Annotated in this window: 17 protein-coding genes; 13 read left to right on the forward strand and 4 right to left on the reverse strand. The window is 72.4% G+C overall.

Annotation, left to right across the window (positions count from 1 at the left end):
* Positions 1–44: 44 nt before the first annotated feature.
* Positions 45–809 carry a ComF family protein gene (locus ACFY4B_RS14040; RefSeq protein WP_387968005.1) on the reverse strand — a complete coding sequence of 255 codons (765 nt, stop codon included), beginning with the start codon at positions 807–809 and terminating at the stop codon, positions 45–47.
* 368 nt (positions 810–1177) lie between these two features.
* Between ACFY4B_RS14040 and hpf the strand changes: the two genes are divergently transcribed.
* Both hpf and ACFY4B_RS14050 read left to right on the forward strand, forming a co-directional pair.
* Entirely contained in the window at positions 1178–1873 is a 696-nt protein-coding gene (gene hpf / locus ACFY4B_RS14045) for a ribosome hibernation-promoting factor, HPF/YfiA family (protein WP_387968007.1), read from the forward strand.
* Positions 1874–2143: 270 nt separating this feature from the next.
* Positions 2144–2896 (forward strand): response regulator, encoded by a 753-nt coding sequence (locus tag ACFY4B_RS14050; protein WP_387968009.1) that lies wholly within the window; start codon positions 2144–2146, stop codon positions 2894–2896.
* A 12-nt stretch (positions 2897–2908) separates the two neighbouring features.
* Here ACFY4B_RS14050 and ACFY4B_RS14055 read toward each other — a convergent pair whose 3' ends face one another.
* Both ACFY4B_RS14055 and ACFY4B_RS14060 read right to left on the reverse strand, forming a co-directional pair.
* On the reverse strand, positions 2909–4114 hold the full coding sequence (locus ACFY4B_RS14055) for a winged helix-turn-helix domain-containing protein (protein WP_387968011.1): 1206 nt from the start codon (positions 4112–4114) through the stop codon (positions 2909–2911).
* A gap of 76 nt (positions 4115–4190) precedes the next feature.
* A complete protein-coding gene (locus ACFY4B_RS14060) occupies positions 4191–4748 on the reverse strand; it encodes a GNAT family N-acetyltransferase (RefSeq protein WP_049657307.1) in 558 nt (185 codons plus the stop codon).
* A gap of 255 nt (positions 4749–5003) precedes the next feature.
* Here ACFY4B_RS14060 and secA point away from each other — a divergent pair, with 255 nt between their 5' ends.
* On the forward strand, positions 5004–7766 hold the full coding sequence (secA, locus tag ACFY4B_RS14065; RefSeq protein ID WP_049657305.1) for a preprotein translocase subunit SecA: 2763 nt from the start codon (positions 5004–5006) through the stop codon (positions 7764–7766).
* A gap of 122 nt (positions 7767–7888) precedes the next feature.
* Here the strand turns inward: secA and ACFY4B_RS14070 are convergent, their stop codons facing one another.
* Positions 7889–8353 carry an Rv3235 family protein gene (locus ACFY4B_RS14070; protein ID WP_380741841.1) on the reverse strand — a complete coding sequence of 155 codons (465 nt, stop codon included), beginning with the start codon at positions 8351–8353 and terminating at the stop codon, positions 7889–7891.
* Between the two features lie 334 nt (positions 8354–8687).
* On the opposite strand from ACFY4B_RS14070, the gene ACFY4B_RS14075 reads away from it, so the two are divergent.
* From ACFY4B_RS14075 to ACFY4B_RS14120, 10 genes are all read left to right on the forward strand, one after another.
* Positions 8688–9818: a patatin-like phospholipase family protein gene (locus ACFY4B_RS14075; protein ID WP_387968014.1), complete on the forward strand. Its 1131-nt coding sequence runs from the start codon at positions 8688–8690 to the stop codon at positions 9816–9818.
* Between the two features lie 175 nt (positions 9819–9993).
* Positions 9994–10503, forward strand: a complete 510-nt coding sequence (locus ACFY4B_RS14080) for a DUF6912 family protein (RefSeq protein WP_049653861.1) — start codon at positions 9994–9996, stop codon at positions 10501–10503.
* A 47-nt stretch (positions 10504–10550) separates the two neighbouring features.
* Positions 10551–11207, forward strand: coding sequence for an HAD family hydrolase (locus ACFY4B_RS14085; protein WP_074005011.1), 657 nt, complete (start codon positions 10551–10553; stop codon positions 11205–11207).
* 153 nt (positions 11208–11360) lie between these two features.
* Positions 11361–12986, forward strand: a complete 1626-nt coding sequence (gene pruA / locus ACFY4B_RS14090) for an L-glutamate gamma-semialdehyde dehydrogenase (RefSeq protein ID WP_380781609.1) — start codon at positions 11361–11363, stop codon at positions 12984–12986.
* A 284-nt stretch (positions 12987–13270) separates the two neighbouring features.
* Positions 13271–18217: an NAD-glutamate dehydrogenase gene (locus ACFY4B_RS14095; protein WP_387968017.1), complete on the forward strand. Its 4947-nt coding sequence runs from the start codon at positions 13271–13273 to the stop codon at positions 18215–18217.
* Positions 18218–18672: 455 nt separating this feature from the next.
* A complete protein-coding gene (locus ACFY4B_RS14100; protein WP_049653847.1) occupies positions 18673–19956 on the forward strand; it encodes an ATP-binding protein in 1284 nt (427 codons plus the stop codon).
* The gene (locus ACFY4B_RS14105; RefSeq protein ID WP_049653846.1) at positions 19953–20354 is read left to right on the forward strand and encodes a roadblock/LC7 domain-containing protein; all 402 of its coding nucleotides are present in this window, start codon (positions 19953–19955) and stop codon (positions 20352–20354) included. Before ACFY4B_RS14100 ends, ACFY4B_RS14105 begins: the two co-directional genes overlap by 4 nt.
* Positions 20351–20725 carry a DUF742 domain-containing protein gene (locus ACFY4B_RS14110; protein ID WP_049653843.1) on the forward strand — a complete coding sequence of 125 codons (375 nt, stop codon included), beginning with the start codon at positions 20351–20353 and terminating at the stop codon, positions 20723–20725. Before ACFY4B_RS14105 ends, ACFY4B_RS14110 begins: the two co-directional genes overlap by 4 nt.
* On the forward strand, positions 20700–21290 hold the full coding sequence (locus tag ACFY4B_RS14115) for an ATP/GTP-binding protein (protein ID WP_074005013.1): 591 nt from the start codon (positions 20700–20702) through the stop codon (positions 21288–21290). Before ACFY4B_RS14110 ends, ACFY4B_RS14115 begins: the two co-directional genes overlap by 26 nt.
* A gap of 90 nt (positions 21291–21380) precedes the next feature.
* Complete coding sequence (locus ACFY4B_RS14120; RefSeq protein WP_074005014.1) at positions 21381–22769, forward strand: cytochrome P450; 1389 nt, start codon at positions 21381–21383, stop codon at positions 22767–22769.
* The last annotated feature ends 273 nt before the right edge of the window (positions 22770–23042 follow it).

The following is a 23042-nucleotide window of genomic DNA, read 5'->3' on the forward strand; positions in this document are numbered from 1 at the left end:
GCCTCCGGCCCGGCCCGGTGGGGTGTCGGCGGCCGCGGTGACGGTCAGTCGGCCGGGCGCACCGTGGCCGCGACGGTGGCGCCCGCCCGGACCGGGAGGCCGGCGTCGGCCAGCGCCCGGGCGGCCTCGGCGAGGCTGGCCCCGGTGGTCACCAGGTCGTCCACCAGCACCGGGTGACGGCCCGCCAGGCTCCCCGGTCCCACCAGGCTCCCCGGTCCCGCCAGGCCCGCGCGCCCGGTCCGGGCACGCGGCAGCACGGTGAGCGCGCCGTGCAGGTTGCGGCGCCGTTCGGCCGCGTTCAGCCCGGCCTGGTCGGCGACCGGCCGGGCGTGCCGCAGCAACGGCGCGGCCCGCACGTCCAGGCCGGCCCGGCGCAGCGAGCGGGCGGCCGCCCCGGCCAGCCGCAGCGTCGGATCGTGCCCGCGGGCGCGGACGGCCGAGCGCGCCGAGGGCATCGGGACCAGCAGCAGAGGTGCGGCCCCGGCGCGCGCCCCCAGGGCGGAGCGCACGGCCCGGCCGAGGGCCTCGCCGAGCGGCGCGGCCAGCCGCAGCGCGCCCCGCTCCTTGTGGGCGAGCAGCAGCTGCCGGACCGGACCGGTGTACGGCGCGGCGGCGTGCGTCCAGGGCAGCGGGGTGGGGGCGGGCCGTGCGGTGGCCAGCGCGTGCCGGCAGGCCGGGCAGAGCTGGGTGCGCTCGCTGCCGCAGCCCGCGCAGTCGGCGGGCAGCAGGACGTCCAGCAGCCCGGCCAGTGCGTGGCCGAACGGCCCCTGGGCGGACGGCGGACGGGCGGGGGAGGGGAACGGCGGCACGGCTGCTCCTGGCGGCGGCAGGCACGGAGAGTCAGCACAGAATCGGCCGTACGGGGGGCGTTGTCCAGGTATTTACCCTTACTTCACCCACGAGAGGGTAGACAGGGTGGACCAGCTTGACCGCCCGACCGCAGTATCGGGTCATACCCTCCTTATCGCCTGGGGAGGCGAAAAACCCGTGTGAGGTGTTCGATAAGGCCCAGGGGGTTTCAAACGTCCCTGGTGGGGAGGAAGTGAGGTGAGGGCCAGTCGTTTCCGCCGCTGGCGGCGGGGACGGGGGGCCGGCAGTGGATGGGCTGGTCCAGCTGGGTCTCAGTCCGGTCCGGTAGCACCCGGATCGGCGTCAGCACGAGGGATCGGAGTTCTGCGTGGACATCGTCGTCAAGGGCCGCAAGACCGAGGTGCCCAAGAGGTTCCGCGAGCACGTGGCCGAGAAGCTGGAGAAGGTCCAGAAGTTCGACGCCAAGGCCATCAGCCTCGACGTCGAGGTGTCCAAGGAACACAACCCGCGGCAGGCCGACCGCTCCGACCGGGTGGAGATCACTCTCCGCAGCCGCGGCCCCGTGATCCGGGCGGAAGCCGCCGCCGGTGACCCGTACGCGGCGCTCGACCTGGCTTCCGCGAAGCTCGACGCGCAGCTGCGCAAGTCCGCGGACCGGCGTCGGGTGCACAAGGGCGGCGCGAACGGCCGCACCCCGATCAGCGTCGCCGAGGCGACCGCGGCCCTGGCCGCGCTGCCGGAGACGGCGGCGCCGGAGGGCGAGACGAACGGCGCCGTCCGCAAGACCATGATGGGATCCCTGGAAGTGGAGGGCGAAGGCCCGCTGGTGGTCCGGGAGAAGACGCACCCGGCCGCCCCCATGGCGCTGGACCAGGCGCTCTACGAGATGGAGCTGGTCGGCCACGACTTCTACCTCTTCGTGGAGAAGGACAGTGGCCTGCCGAGCGTGGTCTACCGCCGGCACGGTTACCACTACGGCGTCATCCACCTGCAGACCGACCTCGCGGCCGGCCCGGGTGGCGGGGCGGGCGGCGCGATCGGCGGGGCCGACGACGAGGACTGACCGTCCGAACAGCGATGGAGGGGTGACCCCGGCGGCCGTGGCCGCCGGGGTCACCGGCGTTCGGGGGCGGTTGGGTTCGAACGGCGGCACGGTTCGAACAGCGGTGCGTCGAGGGTGCGGTGCGGTTCCAACGGCGGTGCGTCGAGGGCGGTCTCGCGCCCCGGACGGACGGGTCACCCGTTGCGGGGGAATCGGCATCGGAGCGTGACCGGGGCGGCGCCGGGGCGTGGAATGATTGGCGCACGACGACCCGCGAAGGGGGAGGAGCGGATGGGGGATCACTTCGGGCTGGGGCCCGGGGTCGGGCCAGCGCTGCCGTTGGGGGCGGAGGATGAGCCCGCGTACGAGCCGCACCGGGGTGAACCGATCCGCGTGTTGGTGGTGGACGACCACGCGCTGTTCCGTCGGGGGCTGGAGATCGTCCTCGCGGAGGAGCCGGACATCAAGGTCGTCGGCGAGGCGGGGGACGGCGCCGAGGCCGTGCTGAAGGCCGCCGACCTGCTGCCCGACATCATCCTCATGGACGTCCGGATGCCGCGCCGCAGCGGGATCGAGGCCTGCACGGCGATCAAGGACGTGGCACCGAGCACCAAGATCATCATGCTGACGATAAGCGACGAGGAGGCCGACCTCTACGAGGCGATCAAGGCGGGGGCCACCGGCTACCTGCTCAAGGAGATCTCCACCGACGAGGTCGCCACCGCGATCCGCGCGGTCGCCGACGGGCAGTCGCAGATCAGCCCCTCCATGGCGTCCAAGCTGCTCACCGAGTTCAAGTCGATGATCCAGCGCCGCTCCGACGACCGGGACCTGGTGCCCGCGCCCCGGCTCACCGACCGGGAGCTGGAGGTGCTCAAGCTGGTGGCGACCGGGATGAACAACCGGGAGATCGCCAAGGAGCTGTTCATCAGCGAGAACACCGTGAAGAACCACGTGCGCAACATCCTGGAGAAGCTCCAGCTGCACTCGCGGATGGAGGCGGTGGTGTACGCGATGCGGGAGAAGATCCTCGAAATAGGGTGAGCCGGGCGGGACTTAGCGGTCCGCCAGCAGCTTCTCCAGGGTCGGGCGCAGCCGCTCGTCGTGCAGCGTCCCGACCCGCACCCCGTCGCAGCCGACCCAGTCGGCGGCCTCGCGCAGCGCCGTCGCCAGCGCCTCGACGTGCCGGGCGCCCCGCCCCGGACCGTCCAGGGAGACCTGCCGGGCGACCAGGGTGCGCCCCTCGCGGGCCGGGTCGACCCGGCCGACCAGCCGCCCGCCGGTCAGCAGCGGCATCGCGAAGTAGCCGTGCACCCGCTTGTGCTTGGGCGTGTAGGCCTCCAGCCGGTGTGTCATGCCGAAGATCCGCTCGGTGCGGGCGCGGTCCCAGACCAGCGAGTCGAACGGCGAGAGCAGCGTGGTGCGGTGGCGCCCGCGCGGGGCGGTGGCGAGGGCGGCCGGGTCGGCCCAGGCCGGGGCCGGGGCGCCGTCCGGGCCCCAGCCGGCCACCTCGACCGGGACGAGCCCGCAGTCGGCGAGCACCGGGTCCAACTGCTCGGCGCGCAGCCGGTGGTAGTCCAGCAGGTCGGCCCGGGTGGCCACGCCGAGCGCGGCGCCGGCCTGGGCGACCAGGGTGCGCACGCACTCCCCGTCCGACCGCTCCTGCCCCAACAGGGCGTCGGGGATGGCCTGTTCGGCCAGTGCGTAGACCCGCTTCCAGCTCCGGCGCTCGGTGCAGACCACGTCGCCGAAGGCCAGCGCCCGCTCGACCGCGATCTTGGTGTCGGACCAGTCCCACCACTCGGCGGTCTTCTTGGCGCCGCCCAGCTCGGTGGAGGTCAACGGCCCCTCGGCCCGCAGCTTGTCCAGCACGGCGCGGTAGGTCTCGGGCGGGACCTGGTGGCCCCAGAGGTGGCCGCGGTCGCGGTAGCGGCGGCGCCGGAAGGCGAACAGCGGCCACTCCTCGACCGGCAGGAGGCAGGCCGCGTGCGACCAGTACTCGAAGCTCGTGCCGCCGCCCCAGTACGCCGCCTCGACGGCCGGGCGGCCGACCGCGCCGAGGCGGGCGTACGGCACCAGCTCGTGCGAGCGGGCGAGCACCGAGATGGTGTCCAGCTGGACGGCGCCCAGGTGCCGCAGCACCCCCCGCACCCCGCCGCGGCGGTCCGGCGCGCCCAGCAGGCCCTGGGCGCGCAGGGCGATCCGGCGGGCGTCGTCCGCGCTGAGGACGGCGGCGGGGGCGGGGCTGGCGGCGGCGGTCATGCCGGGGAGCGTAGTCCGGGGCACCGACAGCGCGGGCCCGGGGCCCGGACGGAGCGCCCGGGTCCGGGCGGAGGGCTCAGGCCAGGTCGGAGGGCAGCAGGGAGGCGATCCAGGAGTCGTGGAAGGCGCCGCGCTGCTCGGCGTACGAGCGCAGGGTGCCCTCGAAGCGGTAGCCGGCCTTCTCGGCGACCGCGCGGGAGCCGTCGTTGCCGACGTAGGCCAGCCACTCCAGGCGGCGCAGGCCCAGCTCGCGCAGGCCGTAGTGGGAGACGGCGCGCGCGGCCTCGGTGGTGTAGCCGCGGCCGCGGAACTCCTTCACGGCCCACCAGCCGATCTCGGCGCAGCCCGGGTCCTGGGGGCGCAGGACGAGCCCCTGGGAGCCGACCAGGGTGCCGGACTCGCGCTCGAACACGCACCAGATCAGGTTCGCCCCGGTGCGCCGGCCCTCGATGGCGAGATCGCGTACGAAGAACTCGGCGTCCTCACGGCGGTAGGGCGACGGGACGACCGTCCAGCGCTGGATCTCCGGGTCCTGGCAGGCGGCGTAGACCGCGTCGATGTCCGACTCCTGCGGGGGGCGCAGGACCAGTCGGTCGGTGGTGAGGGCGGGAAGTTCGGCGCGAAGTTCGTCCATGAACGGATTATTCCGCCAGGGGAGGAAGGTGGGCATCCGATTATTCGCCCGCCTTGGCGTCCAACTCCACGACCCGCCGACCGTTTTGTCCCGGTGGACGGTGCTATCGGGCCATGTGCTCGCCAGGGTGACACGGGAATACCGTGCTGACGCACCTCCCGGGGGGTTGGACTCCTCGCATACGATGGCCCGTGCGGTGGGGTGGACCCGCCGTGCAGTCGTCCAGTGCCAATACAGGCAAGGAGCCCGCTCATCGTGTCCGTCTTCGACAAGATCCTGCGCGCCGGCGAGGGCAAGATCCTTCGCAAGCTGCAGCGGATTGCCGCCCAGGTCAACTCCATCGAAGAGGACTTCGTCAACCTCACCGACGCCGAGCTGCGCGCACTGACCGACGAGTACAAGCAGCGGCTCGCGGACGGCGAGACCCTGGACGACATCCTCCCCGAGGCGTTCGCCACCGTCCGTGAGGCCGCCAAGCGCGTGCTCGGCCAGCGGCACTACGACGTCCAGCTCATGGGCGGCGCCGCGCTGCACCACGGGTACGTCGCCGAGATGCGCACCGGTGAGGGCAAGACCCTCGTCGGCACGCTGCCCGCGTACCTGAACGCGCTGACGGGCAAGGGCGTCCACCTGATCACCGTCAACGACTACCTCGCCGAGCGCGACTCGGAGTGGATGGGCCGGGTGCACCGCTTCCTCGGCCTCGAAGTCGGCGTGATCCTGGCCAACATGACGCCCGCCGAGCGCAAGCGCCAGTACGGGATGGACATCACGTACGGCACGAACAACGAGTTCGGCTTCGACTACCTGCGCGACAACATGGCCTGGTCGCAGGACGAACTCGTCCAGCGCGGCCACTACTTCGCGGTCGTCGACGAGGTCGACTCGATCCTGATCGACGAGGCCCGTACCCCGCTGATCATCTCCGGCCCGGCCGACCAGGCGACCAAGTGGTACGCCGACTTCTCCAAGCTGGTCCTGCGCCTGAAGATCGACCGGGACTACGAGGTCGACGAGAAGAAGCGCACGGTCGGCATCCTGGAGGAGGGCGTCAGCCGGGTCGAGGACTACCTGGGCATCGACAACCTCTACGAGTCGGTGAACACCCCGCTGGTCGGCTTCCTGAACAACGCCATCAAGGCGAAGGAGCTGTACAAGCGGGACAAGGACTACGTCGTGATGAACGGCGAGGTCATGATCGTCGACGAGCACACCGGCCGCATCCTGGCCGGCCGCCGCTACAACGAGGGCATGCACCAGGCGATCGAGGCCAAGGAGGGGGTGGAGGTCCAGAACGAGAACCAGACCCTGGCCACCATCACCCTGCAGAACTTCTTCCGGCTGTACGACAAGCTCGCGGGCATGACCGGTACCGGCACCACCGAGGCCGCCGAGTTCCACCAGATCTACAAGCTCGGCGTGGTGCCGATCCCGACCAACAAGACGCCGCTGCGCATCGACCAGCCCGACCTGATCTACAAGTCGGAGCCGGCCAAGTTCGCCGCCGTGGTCGAGGACATCGCCGAGAAGCACGAGAAGGGCCAGCCGGTGCTGGTCGGCACCGTGTCGGTCGAGAAGTCCGAGTACCTGTCGCAGGAGCTGCGCAAGCGCGGCATCCCGCACGAGGTGCTGAACGCCAAGCACCACGAGCGCGAGGCGCAGATCGTCGCGCAGGCCGGCCGCAAGGGCGCCGTCACCGTCGCCACCAACATGGCCGGCCGCGGCACCGACATCATGCTGGGCGGCAACTCCGACCACCTCGCGGCGGCCGAGCTGGCGCAGCGCGGGCTCACCCCGACGGACACCCCGGAGGAGTACGAGGCCGCCTTCCCGGCCGCGCTGGAGAAGGCCAAGGCCTCGGTGAAGGCCGAGCAGGACGAGGTCAAGGAGGCCGGCGGCCTCTACGTCCTCGGCACCGAGCGGCACGAGTCCCGCCGGATCGACAACCAGCTGCGCGGCCGCTCCGGCCGTCAGGGCGACCCGGGCGAGTCCCGCTTCTACCTGTCGCTGGGCGACGACCTGATGCGCCTGTTCAAGGCCGGCATGGTCGAGCGCGTGCTCTCGATGGCCAACGTCCCCGAGGACGTGCCGATCGAGTCCAAGATGGTCACCCGCGCCATCGCCTCCGCGCAGACCCAGGTCGAGCAGCAGAACTTCGAGATCCGCAAGAACGTCCTCAAGTACGACGAGGTGCTCAACCGCCAGCGCGAGGTCATCTACGGCGAGCGCCGCCGGGTGCTGGAGGGCGAGGACCTCCAGGAGCAGGTCGGCCACTTCATGGACGACACCGTTGAGGCGTACGTCCGCGCGGCCACCGGCGAGGGCTTCGAGGACGACTGGGACCTGGACAAGCTCTGGACCGCGCTCAAGCAGCTCTACCCGGTCACCCTGGACCTGGAGGAGCTGGAGGAGGAGGCCGGCGGCCCGGCCGGGCTGACCCCCGAGTTCCTGATCAAGTCCGTCCAGGAGGACATCCAGGGCCAGTACGGCGCCCGCGAGGACCAGCTGGGCGCGGAGATCATGCGCGAGCTGGAGCGCCGGGTCGTGCTGTCGGTGCTGGACCGCCGCTGGCGCGAGCACCTCTACGAGATGGACTACCTCCAGGAGGGCATCGGCCTGCGGGCCATGGCGCAGCGCGACCCGCTGGTCGAGTACCAGCGCGAGGGCTTCGACATGTTCACCGCGATGATGGAGGGCATCAAGGAGGAGTCCGTCGGCTACCTGTTCAACCTGGAGGTCCAGGTCGAGCAGCAGGTCGAGGAGGTCCCGGTCGAGGACGCCCAGGTGGCGCTCGACAAGCTGGAGAAGGACGCCGCCCGCCCGGAGATCAAGGCCAAGGGCCTGGAGGCCCCGAAGCCGCAGCGGCTGCACTACACGGCCCCCTCGGACGAGGTCGGCGGCGGTGTCATCGAGGGCGACTTCGACGACCTCGCGCCGGAGGACGAGGGCGACGGGATGACCCGCGCCGAGCGCCGCAAGGCCGCCAAGTCGGCCAAGGGCCGCCGCCGCAAGGGCTGAGCCGGCCGCCGGCCACCAGCCAGGACGCCACGCAGGGCGCCGTTCCCGGACCGGGACGGCGCCCTGCGCCGTTCCGTACCGCCGGGCGTGTGGTCCGTACCGGCGGGTGTGCGGCGGGGCGTTCACCGGGCCTCCACGGCGGTGCACTGCCACTGCCCGGCGGGGCCGCGCTGCTCCAGCCGGAAGGCCACCATGTGGTGGCGCCGGCCGAGGTCGACCCGCACGCAGGCCTCGACCGCGTCGGGTGAGGGCGAGCGGTCGTGGACCGGGCCGAGCCGGGGCCGGTCGGCGGGGCCGCCGCGGCGCAGCGCGCCGGCCCGGACCAGCGAGGCGAGCTGCCCGTAGCCGTCCAGGCTGGTGTGCCGCATCAGCTGGCCGGAGGGCCGGGCGCCGGTGAGCACCTCGACCAGCTGGCGGGCGAACCGGGCGGCCAAGGCTCCGGAGCCCGACCCGGCGTCCGGCCCGGGGGCTCCGGTGCAGGCGGCGCGCGGGTGGCGCGGGCGGCGGCCGGCCGGCTCGCAGCCGCCGGCGTCACGCGGACGGCGGTACGGGCGGGCGGCGGGGTGGGCGCTGTACCGGACGGTCACGGGGTGGCTCCTCGGCTGGGTGGTGCGGGTACGGACGGGTCCAGGCTGGGGGCGTCCCGCGCGGGGCGGCAACGGGTTTCCGGGGCGGCCGGGACGGGCCGCCGAATTCACCTATCCGGGGGAACCGGACTGTGCGGCGCCGGGCCGGAGGGGCGGTCCGACGGCGCCCGGTTGACGTGCGGGGACGGGCCGTACGGTCCAAAAGGGGACGCTCCGGCTGGGCGGACCGGGTGGCGGCGCCCGGCCGCCGCATTGCGCCGTACGGGCGCGGCGCGCACCATCGGAGCCTGACCGGGAGCGGACCGCCGGGCTCCCACGACGAGGGACGGCCGGTATGACGACATGGGTGGCGGCCCCGGCGGCCGCGGGCACCGCCCCGCCCGCCGGTGAAGGCGTGCCGCGGTACGGCGTGGTGCTGGGCGGCGGCGGGATGCTCGGCGCGGCCTGGACGGTCGGCGCGCTGTGCGCCGTCGAGGAGGCCACCGGGCGGCAGCCGGGCGGGGCCGACGTCCTGCTGGGCACCTCGGCGGGTGCGATCCTCGCCGCGATGCTGGCCGGCGGCGTGCGCCCCGAGCAGCTGCGCGACCACCAGCGCGGCCTGCCGATCACCGAGGGGCCGCTGGCCGGGACGGCCTTCGACTACGACACCGCCGTCGGCGGCGCGCTGCCGCCCCGCCCCCGGGCCGGGATCGGCTCGCCCGGCCTGCTGCGGGACGCCGTCCGGCACCCGCGCGAGTACCCGCTGCTGACCATGGTCTCGGCGATCGCGCCGCACGGCCGCGGCTCGCTGGCGCCGGTCGGCGAGCTGGTGCGCGGCCTGCTCGGCGACGGGGGAGGGCCGGAGCCCGGCGGCGGGGGATCGCCGCTGCGGGTGGTGGCCGTGGACTACCGCAGCGGCCGGCGGGTGGTCTTCGGCGATCCGGACGCCCCGGCCGTCCCGGTGCCCGACGCGGTGATGGCCTCCTGCGCGATCCCCGGCTGGTTCGCGCCGGTGCGGCTGGACGGCTCGGCGTACGTGGACGGCGGCTGCTGGTCCGCCACCAACGCCGACCTGATGCTCGGCCGGGGGCTGGACGAGGTGTACGTGCTCGCCCCGATGGCCCTGCGGCTGGACCCGAGGCCGGGGCGGGCCGGGCGGCGGGGCCGGGAGGACCGGGAGGGGCAGGGCGGCCGGGAGGGCCGGCTCGGGGGCGGCCGCGACACCCTGGCCGCCCTGCGCGAGTGGCGCGCCCGGGACCGTCCGCGCGGAGTGCTCGCCCAGCTGGTGAGCCGCTACCGCCACGCCGTCACCCGGCAGCTGCTGCGCGAGGCCGCCCAGCTGCGGGCCGAGGGCGTCCGGGTGCGGCTGCTCGCGCCGACCCTGGCGGACCTCGCGGTGATGGGCCCGAACATGATGGACCCGGCCCGCCGCGGCGCCGTCCTGGAGAGCGCCCTGCGCACCAGCCGGGAGGCGCTCCGGGCCTAGCGCGGGCCCGGCGCGGCGCCGACGCGGGCCCGGCGCGGGCACCGTACGGGTCCGGCCGCGGGCGTCCGCCCCCGGACCAGGGGTGATCACGGGCGGCCCGGCGGCGCTTATTCTTGGGGCGCTGGAGACTGTGCTGCTGGACGAACCCCGCTGGACGAACCGGAGAGTGCCCCCGATGCGCGTGTACGTGCCCACCACCCTGGCCGGCCTGGCGGCGGCGCACGAGGGCGGCGCCCTGGACCAGTCCGCCGCGTACGCGGTGACGCCCGCGCTGCGCGAGTGGTACGTCAGCGACGACCTGGAGGAGCTGGAGTACGCGGCGCTGAACCGGGCCGCCCAGTCCTCGCTGCGGCTGCTGGCCGCCGACCCGGGGGCCCCGCGCCGCCGGGTGGTGGTGGCGCTGGACGTGGCGGACGGGTCGGTGCGGCCGTTCCCCGGCGACGAGTACCAGGACCAGGCCTCGCTCGGCCGGGTGGTGCTGGCCGGCCCGGTGCGGCTGGCCAAGGCGGCCGCGGTGCACGCCGACGTGTCCGACGACGAGGTGGTCACGGACGTCGCTGCGGCGGTGGCGGCGGTGGCCGCGGCCGACGCCGGCGACCAGGACGCCCAGTTCACCGTGGACGGCGCCGAGGACCACGACCTGCTCTGGTTCGCGACCCAGGAGATCCCCTCCCTGCTCGGGTGAGTTCCGCCCTACCGGCGTGTCACCCGGCCGGGTTACCGTTTCACCCCGTGCGCACTCACATCGTTTGGGACTGGAACGGCACGCTCTTCCACGACATGGAGGCCGTGCTCGGGGCGAGCAACGCCGCGTTCGCGACCATCGGCGTCGGGCCGATGACGCTCCAGGAGTACCGCGAGCAGTACGAGATCCCGATTCCCCGCTTCTACCAGCGCCTGCTCGGCCGGACGCCCTCCGCGGAGGAGTGGCTGAGGCTCGACGACGCGTTCCACGACCGCTACCGGGAGCTCAGTCCGTCCTGCGGGCTGACCGAGGGCGTGCGCGAGCTGTTGGACGGCTGGCGGGAGGCCGGGAACAGCCAGTCGCTGCTGTCGATGTACGAGCACGACAAGCTGGTGCCGCTGGTCGACACCTTCGGCCTGAGCAGCGGTTTCCTGCGGGTGGACGGCCGCAGCGGCCCGTCCGGCGGCCAGAAGGCGGAGCATCTGACCCGGCACCTGGCCGCGCTCGGCGAGCGGGTGGACCCGGCCCGTACGGTGCTGATCGGCGACGCCGCGGACGACGCCCTGGCGGCGCTGGGCGCGGGCGCCCACGCGGTGCTCTACACCGGCGGTTCGCACACCCGGGAGAAGCTGGAGCCGGTCGGCGTCCCGGTGGTGGACAGCCTGGCCGAGGCGGTCGAGCTGGCGGGCCGGATCACGGGCTGAACCCCGGGCCCGTCCGGAAGGGGCGGGACGGGATACCGGTGGACGTGGCGGGCGCCACGTCCGCCGTCCGCGTGTCTGAGCGGGCGGATCGCGCCCCGGCTGGTCAGGCTGGTGTCACACCCGACCAGCCCCAGGACGGAGCCCGCCATGCCCATCGACGCAGTCACCGAGGTGCCGGTCCCGGTCAACGAGCCGGTGCGGGCGTACGCGCCCGGCAGTCCGGAGCGGGACCGGCTGGTGCGGCGGCTGGACGACCTGGCGGCCGAGCAGGTGCCGCTGCCGATGACGATCGGCGGCGAGCAGCGCTTCGGCGGCGGCGAGCGGATCGACGTGGTGCAGCCGCACCACCACGCCGCCAAGCTGGGCGTGCTCGGCAACGCCACCCGGGAGGACGCCCGGGCGGCGGTGGACGCGGCGTTGGCCGCCGGCCGGCAGTGGCGCTCGCTCTCCTTCGACGACCGCGCGGCGGTCTTCCTGCGCGCCGCCGACCTGCTGGCCGGTCCCTGGCGGGAGACGCTCAACGCGGCCACCATGCTCGGCCAGTCCAAGACCGCGCAGCAGGCGGAGATCGACTCGGCGTGCGAGCTGATCGACTTCTGGCGGTTCAACGTGGGGTTCGCCCGGCAGATCCTGGCGGACCAGCCGATCTCCTCGCCCGGCGTGTGGAACCGCACCGACCACCGCCCGCTGGAAGGTTTCGTCTACGCGGTCACCCCGTTCAACTTCACCGCGATCGCCGGCAACCTGCCGACCGCCCCCGCGCTGATGGGCAACACCGTGGTCTGGAAGCCCGCGCCGACCCAGACCCTGGCCGCGTACCACCTGATGCGGCTGCTGGAGGCGGCCGGCCTGCCGCCCGGGGTGATCAACCTGGTGACCGGCGACGGCCTCCAGGTCTCCCCGGTGGTGCTCGCCGACCCGGCGTTCGCCGGGCTGCACTTCACCGGCTCCACCGCCACCTTCCGCTCCCTGTGGCAGACCGTCGGCGCCAACATCGGCGGCTACCGCACGTACCCGAGGATCGTCGGCGAGACCGGCGGCAAGGACTTCCTGCTGGCCCACCGCTCGGCCGACCCGGAGATCCTGAGGACGGCGCTGATCCGCGGCGCCTTCGAGTACCAGGGCCAGAAGTGCTCGGCGCTCTCCCGCGCCTACCTGCCGCGCAGCCTCTGGCAGCGGATCAAGGACGACTTCCTGGCCGAGGTGGACGCGCTCGCGGTGGGCGACGTGACCGACCTGTCCAACTTCATGGGCGCCCTGATCGACCGGCGCGCCTTCGAGAAGAACCGGGACGCCATCGATCGGGCGAAGGCCGATCCGACGATCGAACTGGCGGCCGGAGGACAGTACGACGACGCGATCGGCTGGTTCGTCCGGCCGACCGTGCTGGTCTCCTCCGACCACCGGGGCGAGATCTTCCGGACCGAGTACTTCGGTCCGATCCTCGCCGTCCACGTCTACGAGGACTCCCGCTGGGACGACGTGCTGCGCCGGGTCGACGCCGGCGCCCCGTACGGCCTGACCGGCTCGGTGATCGCGCAGGATCGTTACGCCATCGCGCAGGCGGTCGAGGAGCTGCGGTTCACCGCGGGGAACTTCTACATCAACGACAAGCCGACCGGCGCGGTGGTCGGCCAGCAGCCCTTCGGCGGCGGCCGGGCCTCCGGCACCAACGACAAGGCGGGCGCCGCGCAGAACCTGCTGCGCTGGACCTCGGCCCGGTCGATCAAGGAGACCTTCGTCCCGCCGACCCACCACGGCCACCCGCACATGGGCTGAGAGTGAACACCGGGCTCCGGTTTGGACATGCTGTCCAGGACGGACCCGACTTCCTGCGGGTTTGCGCCGACCTGTCCCTGTCCACCTTCGATTGATCCGGTTAGGCTGGCTGGCGTCGTCGGGTGGCTGCAGGACGAACGGAACGTCCTACCCGCTGGGAGGGCGTTTCATGCGTGCCATGAGCCCCTTTCAGTCGGATGGTGCGGCAGGATTGCGGTGACCCGTCGGTGTACATCCACACACCACCGAGTCACGCAACGGCGCGCGACAGGAGCCAAGAAGTCATGCAGACCAAGCTGGACGCAGCCAAGGCCGAACTGCTCAAGAAGGCAGCCGCAGCCGCTGAGAACAGCCAGGTGGGGGGAGCGGCGCCGGGGGAGGGTCTGAGCAACGGCGCTCTGACCGCGTACCTGCACCACTACTACCTCCACACCGCGCCCGACGACCTGGTCGACAGAGACCCGGTCGACGTGTACGGCGCGGCCGCCTCCCACTACCGCCTGGGCCTCAAGCGCCCGCAGGGCACCGCCGAGGTGCGGGTCCACACCCCCTCGGTCGAGGAGAACGGCTGGTCCTGCGGCCACACCGTGGTCGAGGTCGTCACGGACGACATGCCCTTCCTGGTCGACTCCGTCACCAACGAGCTGTCCCGCCAGGACCGCGCGATCCACGTCGTGATCCACCCCCAGCTGGTCGTCCGCCGCGACATCACCGGCAAGCTGCTGGAGATCCTGGACGTCGACGCCTGCTCCCGCAGCCAGGCCGCCGGCACCGAGTGGCCCGCCGACGCGACCGTCGAGTCGTGGATGCACATCGAGGTCGACCGCGAGACCGACCGCGAGGACCTGCGCGCCATCGAGGCGGACCTGCGCCGCGTGCTCGGCGACGTCCGCGAGGTCGTCGAGGACTGGGGCAAGATGCGCGAGAGCGCGCTGCGCCTGGCCGACGAGCTGGCCGAGGAGCCCCCGGCCGGCCTGCCCGAGCAGGAGGTCGGCGAGGCCTGGGAGCTGATGCGCTGGCTCGCCGACGACCACTTCACCTTCCTCGGCTACCGCGAGTACGACCTGGTCGAGCACGAGGGCGAGGAGGTCCTCAAGGCCGTCGCCGGGACCGGCCTCGGCATCCTGCGCTCCGACCCGCACAGCCACGACGACGCCCACCACGCCGTCAGCGAGGCCTTCGGCCGGCTCTCCGCGCCGGTGCGCGCCAAGGCCCACGAGAAGAAGCTGCTCGTCCTGACCAAGGCCAACAGCCGGTCCACCGTGCACCGCCCGGCCTACCTGGACTACGTCGGCGTGAAGAAGTTCAACGCCGCCGGCGAGCCGGTCGGCGAGCGCCGCTTCCTCGGCCTGTTCTCCTCCGCCGCCTACACCGAGTCGGTCACCCGCATCCCGGTCGTGCGCCGCAAGGTCCAGGAGGTGCTGGAGGACTCCGGCTTCTCCAGCGAGAGCCACGACGGCCGCGACCTGCTCCAGATCATGGAGACCTTCCCGCGGGACGAGATCTTCCAGACCCCGGCCTCCGAGCTGCTCTCCATCGCGACGAGCGTGCTCTACCTCCAGGAGCGCCGCAAGCTGCGGCTGTTCCTGCGCCAGGACGAGTACGGGCGCTACTTCTCGGCGTTCATCTACCTGCCGCGCGACCGCTACACCACGCGCATCCGGCTGCTGATCACCGACATCCTCAAGGAGGAGCTGAACGGCGCCACCATCGACTACACGGTGTACGCCACCGAGTCGGTGCTGACCCGTCTGCACTTCGTCGTCCGGGTCGCCCCGGGCACCGCGCTGCCGCACCTCAGCGACACGGACATCGAGCGGATCGAGAACCGCCTGGCCGAGGCCGCCCGGTTCTGGATGGACGGCTTCCACGACCAGCTGCACACCGAGCTGGGCGAGGAGCGGGCCGCCGAGCTCGGCCACAAGTACGCCAACGCCTTCCCCGACGGCTACCGCGCCGACTTCCCGCCGCGCACCGCCGTCGCCGACATCAAGCAGATCGAGTCGCTGCACGGCGAGGGCGACTTCCGCCTGAACCTGTACCAGCCGGTCGGCGCCGGCGACGACGAGCGCCGCTTCAAGATCTACCGGGTCGGCGGCCCGATCTCGCTGACCGAGGTCCTGCCGGTGCTCCAGCGCCTGGGCGTCGAGGTGCTGGACGAGCACCCGTACGCGCTGCGCCGCTCCGACGGCAGCACCGCGTGGGTCTACGACTTCGGCCTGAAGCTGCGCGAGGCCACCGAGCTCACCGACGAGGCCCGCGAGCGCTTCCAGGAGACCTTCGCCGCCACCTGGACGGGCAAGGCCGAGAACGACGGCTTCAACGAGCTGGTGCTGACCGCCGGGCTGACCTGGCGCCAGGCGATGATGCTGCGCGCGTACGCCAAGTACCTGCGCCAGGCGGGCTCCACGTTCTCCCAGGACTACATGGAGGACGCGCTCCGCAACAACACCCACTCCACCCGGCTGCTGGTCAACCTGTTCGAGGCCCGGCTGAGCCCGAGCCACCGCGCGGGCGCCCTGGAGCTGACCGAGGGCATCCTGGAGGAGCTGTCCGGCGCCCTCGACGAGGTCGTCTCGCTGGACGAGGACCGCATCCTGCGCTCCTTCCTGAACCTCATCAAGGCCACCCTGCGGACCAACTTCTTCCAGCACGCCGCCTCCGGCGAGTGGCACTCCTACGTGTCGATGAAGTTCGACCCGAAGGCCATCCCGGACCTGCCGGCCCCGCGCCCGGCGTTCGAGATCTGGGTCTACTCGCCGCAGGTCGAGGGCGTCCACCTGCGCTTCGGCAAGGTCGCCCGCGGCGGTCTGCGCTGGTCCGACCGGCGCGAGGACTTCCGCACCGAGATCCTGGGCCTGGTCAAGGCGCAGATGGTCAAGAACACCGTCATCGTCCCGGTCGGCGCCAAGGGCGGCTTCGTCGCCAAGCAGCTGCCGGACCCGGCGGTCGACCGCGACGCCTGGCTGGCCGAGGGCGTCTCCTCGTACAAGACCTTCATCTCGGCGCTGCTCGACATCACCGACAACCTGGTCGGCGGCGAGGTCGTGCACCCGGCCGACGTGGTCCGCCACGACGAGGACGACACCTACCTGGTCGTCGCCGCCGACAAGGGCACCGCGACCTTCTCGGACATCGCCAACGGCGTCGCCGAGTCCTACCGCTTCTGGCTGGGCGACGCGTTCGCCTCCGGCGGCTCGGCCGGCTACGACCACAAGGGCATGGGCATCACCGCCCGCGGCGCCTGGGAGTCGGTCAAGCGCAACTTCCGCGAGCTCGGCGTCGACACCCAGACCGAGGACTTCACCGTCATCGGCATCGGCGACATGTCCGGCGACGTCTTCGGCAACGGCATGCTGCTCAGCGAGCACATCCGCCTGGTCGCCGCCTTCGACCACCGCCACATCTTCCTGGACCCGAACCCGGAGGCGGCCTCCTCGTACGCCGAGCGCCGCCGCCTGTTCGAGCTGCCGCGCAGCTCCTGGGACGACTACGACCGGTCGCTGATCTCGGCCGGCGGCGGGGTCTTCCCGCGCAGCGCCAAGTCGATCCAGTTGACCCCGCAGGTCCGCGCCGCCCTCGGCGTGTCGGCGACCAAGCTGACCCCGGCCGAGCTGATGCGGGCCGTCCTCCAGGCCCCGGTCGACCTGTTCTGGAACGGCGGCATCGGCACCTACGTCAAGGCCTCCACCGAGACCAACGCCGAGGTGGGCGACAAGTCCAACGACGCCATCCGGGTCAACGGCGAGCAGGTCCGGGCCCGGGTCATCGGCGAGGGCGGCAACCTCGGCTGCACCCAGCTCGGCCGCATCGAGTACGCGGCCACCGGCGGCCCGGAGGGCACCGGCGGCTGGATCGACACCGACGCGATCGACAACTCGGCCGGTGTGGACACCTCGGACCACGAGGTCAACATCAAGATCCTGCTCAACCAGGTGGTCGCCGAGGGCGACATGACGGTCAAGCAGCGCAACGTCCTGCTGGCCGAGATGACCGACGAGGTCGGCCACCTGGTGCTGCGCAACAACTACGCGCAGAACGTGGTGCTGGCCAACGCCGTCGCCCAGGCGCACAGCATGGTCAACGTGCACGCCCGGATGATCAGCCGCTTCGAGTCGGCCGGCCAGCTGGACCGCGGGCTGGAGTTCCTGCCCGCCGAGCGCCAGATCCGTGAGCGCCAGCAGAACGGCCGCGGCCTCTCGCAGCCCGAGATGTCCGTCCTGCTCGCCTACACCAAGATCATCCTGGCCGAGGAGCTGCTGGCCACCGAGCTGCCGGACGACCCGTTCTTCCGCACCTCGCTGCACGAGTACTTCCCGACCGCGCTGCGGGCGAGGTTCGCCGACGCGATCGACAACCACGCGCTGCGCCGCGAGATCATCACCACGCTGATCGTCAACGACACGATCAACCGCGGTGGCTGCACCTTCGCCTTCCGCCTGAAGGAGGAGACCGGCGCGACCTACGAGGAGATCGCCCGGACGCACACCGCCGCGCGGGCCGTCTTCGACCTGGAGCCGATCTGGGCCGAGATCGAGGACCTGGACAACAAGGTCCCGGCCCGGGTGCAGACCAAGATGCGGCTGCACTCGCGGCGCCTGGTCGAGCGCGCCACCCGGTGGATGCTCAACAACCGCCGCCAGCCGCTCGACATCGCCGGCACCATCGAGTTCTTCCACGACCGGGTCAACCAGGTCTGGGCGTCGCTGCCCAAGCCGCTCCGCGGCGAGGACCTGACCTGGTTCGAGTCGATCTACGGCGAGCTCGCCGCGGCCGGGGTGCCGGAGGAGCTGGCCACCCGGATCGCCGGCCTCTCCTCGGTCTTCCCGACCCTGGACGTCGCCGAGGTCGCGGACCGCTCCGGCAAGGACGTCGCCGAGGTCGCCGACCTCTACTACGACCTGGGCGACCGGCTCCAGATCTCGCACCTGCTCGACCGCATCATCGAGCTGCCCCGCACCGACCGCTGGTCGTCGATGGCCCGGGCCGCGATCCGCGAGGACCTCTTCGCGGCGCACGCGGCGCTGACCGCCGACATCCTGGCCTGCGGCCCCGAGGGCGCCACCCCGGAGGAGCGGTACACCGCCTGGGCCGAGCTCAACGCGACCCTGCTGAACCGCGCCAAGAGCACCCTCGACGACATAAGGGGTTCGGACAACTACGAGCTGTCCAGCCTCTCGGTCGCGATGCGCGTCATCCGCACCCTGCTGCGCACCGGTTCGATGCGCTGACGGACGGCTGTACCGGAGGGGCCCGCGTCCACGGACGCGGGCCCCTTCCGCATGTCCGGCCGCCCGCCCGGAGGGTCGTCCGGAGGTCCGTCCTGAGGTCCGTCCTGAGGTCCGTCAATTCCGGAGCGTGACAGTGGAATCACGCTGCGCGCGAATCGAAGTGTGGTCGGGATGTGTCCCTATGGTTAACGCGGCGTCACGAATGCCGCCATTTCTTGTCAGAGTTCCCAGCAAGTCGTGGAATTTCGCCCCAACTGCCCTTTTTGCTATCTGTTCTGACATGGCATGAGGTGCAGTAGGCTGACTCCGCGATAGGCGTCGCCGCAGGTCTCGTACCGGAACGCACTTCGATGTGGTGTGACATCGGGTGCCTTTCGGAGAGGTTCAGGCCGCCAGTCCCATTCGCGTTCCGGGGCCCGGACCGGCCCCACGCGATGCCACCTGAAGAGAGTTTCATGACGTCATTTGTGCAGGAACCCTTTTTCTGGGTCTTCATCGTGGTGATGCTCGTATCCGTCGGAGCGGCCCTCCAGGCCCGCCGGACGAACCTCGCCCTGCGACGGCGCAACGCCTCGCTGGAGGAGGAGAGCGCCCTGGCACAGCGGCAGCGCGAGGAACTCGCCGTGCTGCACGACCGCCTGCAGGGCCAGCACGCCTCCGAGCTGACGGCCGTCCGCCGGGACGCCGAGGAGGACACCAAGGCCGTCCTCAAGGCGGCGATGCGGACGCTGCAGGGCTTGGCCGACGAGCAGCAGATCGTCATCGACAAGGTGCAGCGGAAGTACGGCGACAGCCCGCAGATCCTCGCCGACCTGATGACGATCGACCACACCAACAGCCAGTTCGGCCGGCGTGCCCAGGGCATCGCGGTGCTCTGCGGCGGCTGGTTGGGCCGCCGTGAGAGCGTCGCCTCGGTCTTCGACGTGGTCCGCAGCGCCCAGGGCCGGATCCGGCACTTCGACCGGGTGCGGATCCACTCCCGGGTCAGCGTCTCGCTCGCCAGCAAGGTCGTCGAGCCGGTCGCCGTCGTGCTGTCCGAGCTGCTCGCCAACGCGACCAACTACTCCGCCCCGGACACCCCGGTGGAGGTCAGCGTCCAGGCCGTCCCCACCGGCGTCTGCCTGATCATCGACGACGCCGGCCTCGGCATGGGCCAGGAGGAGAAGGACCGCGCGTCGCTGCTCCTGAACCCGGGCGCGCCGATCAGCCTCACCAGCCTGGGCAACCCCCCGAAGTTCGGCTTCGCCGTCTCCGGCATGCTGGCCGCCCGCTACGGCTTCCGGGTCTCCGTCGACTCCGTCTCCCCGTACGGGGGCGTGCGGGCCGTGGTGCTGCTGCCGGCCGAGCTGCTGAGCAGCGAGGTCGCGGCCCCGCCCGTCGCCGAGCACACCGACTACCCCGACTACCAGGCCGCGCCGGTGGAGCAGCCCGCGCAGGCCTGGGCGCCGGGGGCCGGCCAGCGGCTCGTGTCGCTGTCCGAGCCGACGGCGCCCCTGGCCCCGGTGCCGACGCCGTACGCGGCGACGGCGGGACCGGAGACGACCGCGGACGGACTGCTGCCCCGGCGCCGCCGCCAGCGTCCCGTGTCGGTCGTCCCCACCCCGCAGGAGCCCGGTCCCGGTCGGGCCGAGGATCCGCGGGGCACCGGCCAGTACACGCCGTCCCGCCTCGGCGCGTTCCAGCGCGGCACGCTGTCCGGGCGCAACACCATGACCACGGAAGGAACCGAGATCCAGTGAGCCGCGATCTTTCCTGGGTGCTCAACGACGTACTCCAGGTACCGGGCGCCCGGCACGCTATCCTCGTCTCCGCCGACGGCCTCCTGCTCGAACGGTCCAGCGAGATCGGCCGTGACGAAGCGGAGACCAACGCCGCCGCGATGAGCTCGATGCAGTCGCTGAGCCGCGCGGTCGCCCCGTTCGTCGGCGGCGGCGCCGGGGTCTGGCGCCAGACCCTCCTGGAGTACGACCACGGCTGGATCTTCCTGATCGCGGCCGGCAGCGGCGCGTACCTGGCCGCCTCCACCGCCCCCGACGTCGACATGGAGGCGATGTCCTTCCGGATGCAGCAGCAGGTGGGCGCGCTCGGACGGGCGATGTCGGCGGCGCCGCGCCAGAGCACGCTCAGCGGCTCATGACGACCGGCGGCGAGGAACAGCGGGTCTCCGGCGGCTTCATCCGCTCCTACGTCATCACCGGTGGGCGCGCGTTACCGAGTGCGGACGACCTGTCTCTGATCACCCTGGTCACCATCGCGCCCGAGCAGGACCTCCCCGCGCTGCCGAGCCCGGAGACCCGGGCGATCTGGGAGCTGTGCTCCGGCGGCTACCTCTCGGTGGCCGAGGTCGCGGCCAGGCTGGAGCTGCCGGTGGGGGTCGTGAGGCTGCTGCTGACGGACCTGATCCGTGAGGGGCGGCTGCTGCGGCGGTCGGCCCCGCCCCCGGCCCAGGCCCCGGACCCGAGACTTCTAGAGAAGGTACTGCATGGACTTCAACGCCGGTTCGCCTGAGGACATCTACGTCCCGGGCGCGGTGACGACCGCTGTCAAGATCCTGGTCGTGGGGCACTTCGCGGTCGGCAAGACGACGCTCATCGGGGCCCTGTCGGAGATCGCCCCGCTGAGCACCGAGGAGAGCATGACGCAGGCGTCCATCCGCGTCGACGACCTCCGCGGGGCGCCGGACAAGAAGACCACGACCGTCGCCCTGGACTTCGGCCGGCTGACGCTCGGCGACGACCTGGTGCTGTACCTGTTCGGTACGCCGGGCCAGCAGCGGTTCATGCAGCTCTGGGAGGACATGGCGCGGGGGGCGCTGGGGGCGCTGCTGCTGGCCGACCCGACCCGCCTCGCGGACACCTTCCCCGTCATCGACCTGATCGAGCAGTACGGCCTGGAGTACGCGGTCGCGGTCAACAGCTTCGACCGGGAGAGCGGGTACACCGAGGACCAGCTGCGCGAGGCGCTCGACCTGCTGCCGCACACGCCGGTGGTGTTCTGCGACGCGCGGGACCAGCGCTCCTCGGCCAACGCCCTGCTGACGCTCGTCCGGCACCTGCTCGACCGCGCCTCCTGACCTCCCCACGGCTCCTCCCTCCCCCACGCCTTCCTCCCCTCACGTCTCCCGGGTCCGCACCCGCCCGGGGCCTCCTCCAAGGAACGACCCATGGAATCTCTGCAGCGACCCGTACCGCAGTCGCCTCCGCCGGGCTGCCCGATGCACGCCGGCGTGAGCACGCCGCTCTACGGGGAGATGTTCTCGGCCGACCCCGGCGCGGTCTACGACAAGCTGCGCGCCAACGGCCCGGCCGCGCCGGTGGAGTTGGCGCCGGGGGTGGACGCCACCCTGGTCACCTCGCACGAGGCCGCGCTGCGGGTGCTGCAGAACCCGGGCATGTTCGCCCGGGACTCGCGGCGCTGGGCGGCGCTGAACGAGGGCCGGGTGCCGATGGACAGCCCCGTCCTGCCGATGATGTTCTACCGGCCCAACTGCCTCTTCACGGACGGCGCCGAGCACCTGCGGCTGCGCAAGGCCGTCACCGAGAGCCTGGACCGGCTCAACGACAACCGGCTCAACCGGCACGTCGAGCGGATCGCCGGCTACCTGATCGACCAGTTCAGCGCGCTGGGCCGGGCCGACCTGCTCAACGACTACGCCAAGCTGCTGCCGCTGCTGCTGTTCAACCAGCTGTTCGGCTGCCCGGCCGACATCGGCGACCGGCTGACCCGCAGCATGTCCGCGCTCTTCGACGGCCTCGACGTGATCCAGGCCAACGAGGAGCTGACCTCCTGCCTGATGGACCTGGTCGCGCTGAAGCGCCGCCAGCCGGGCGACGACATCACCTCCTGGCTCATCCAGCACCCGGCCGGGCTGCGGGACGAGGAGCTCAAGGACCAGCTGGTCATGCTGATGGGCGCCGGCGTCGAGCCCGAGCGCAACCTCATCGGCAACGCGCTGCTCCTGCTGCTGTCCGGCGAGGGCGGTGCCGGACTGCGCATCGAGGACGCCCTCGACGACGTGCTGTGGAACAACCCGCCGATCGCCAACTACGCGACGCACTACCCGATGCAGGACCTCAACCTGGGCGGCGTCCCGATGGACGCCGGCAGCCCGGTGGTGATCAGCTTCGCCGCCGCCAACAGCGACCCGGTGCTGACCGACGCCCGACTGACCCTCAGCAAGGGGGCCCACCTGGCCTGGGGCGCCGGCCCGCACGCCTGCCCGGCCAAGTCCCCGGCCCAGCTGATCGCCCTGAGCGCGATCGAGTGCCTGCTCAACGCGCTCCCGGACGTCACGCTCGCGGTGCCCGCGGAGAGCGTCGAGTGGCGGCCGGGCCCGTTCCAGCGCGGCCTGGTCTCGCTGCCGGTGCGGTTCAGCCCGGTGGCCGCCCGCACCGCGGGGCCGGCCGTGGGCGCGGACACCGCCCCCGCCCCCGCGCCCGCGCAGGCCGCCGCCGAGCAGGTGCAGGCGTACCCGCAGGCCGCCGCCGGTCCGGCCCGGGCCCCGCAGAAGAAGGGCTGGTGGAGCTCCTTCCTGGACGTCTTCCGGGTCTGAGGCGTCCCGGGCTCCGGGCTCCCCGGCCCGGCCCGCCGTCGTGGGCCGTCCGGCCACCGGCCGTTCGGTCACGGGCCGTTCGGTCACCGGCTGTTCGGTCACGGGCCGTCCGGTCACGGGCCGTTCGGGTACCAGCCGTTCGGTCACCGGACGTTCGGTCACCGCGAGGTGAACGGCGTGCGACGACGGTGCAGTACGTGACGGGGGCAACACGGATCGACGCTTGAGCGCGCTGGTGCTGGGTAGTACGCCGCCGTACTGCCCGCCCGCGTG

It is taken from the genome of Kitasatospora sp. NPDC001261, assembly GCF_042896795.1.
In the GTDB taxonomy this organism is placed as follows: domain Bacteria; phylum Actinomycetota; class Actinomycetes; order Streptomycetales; family Streptomycetaceae; genus Kitasatospora.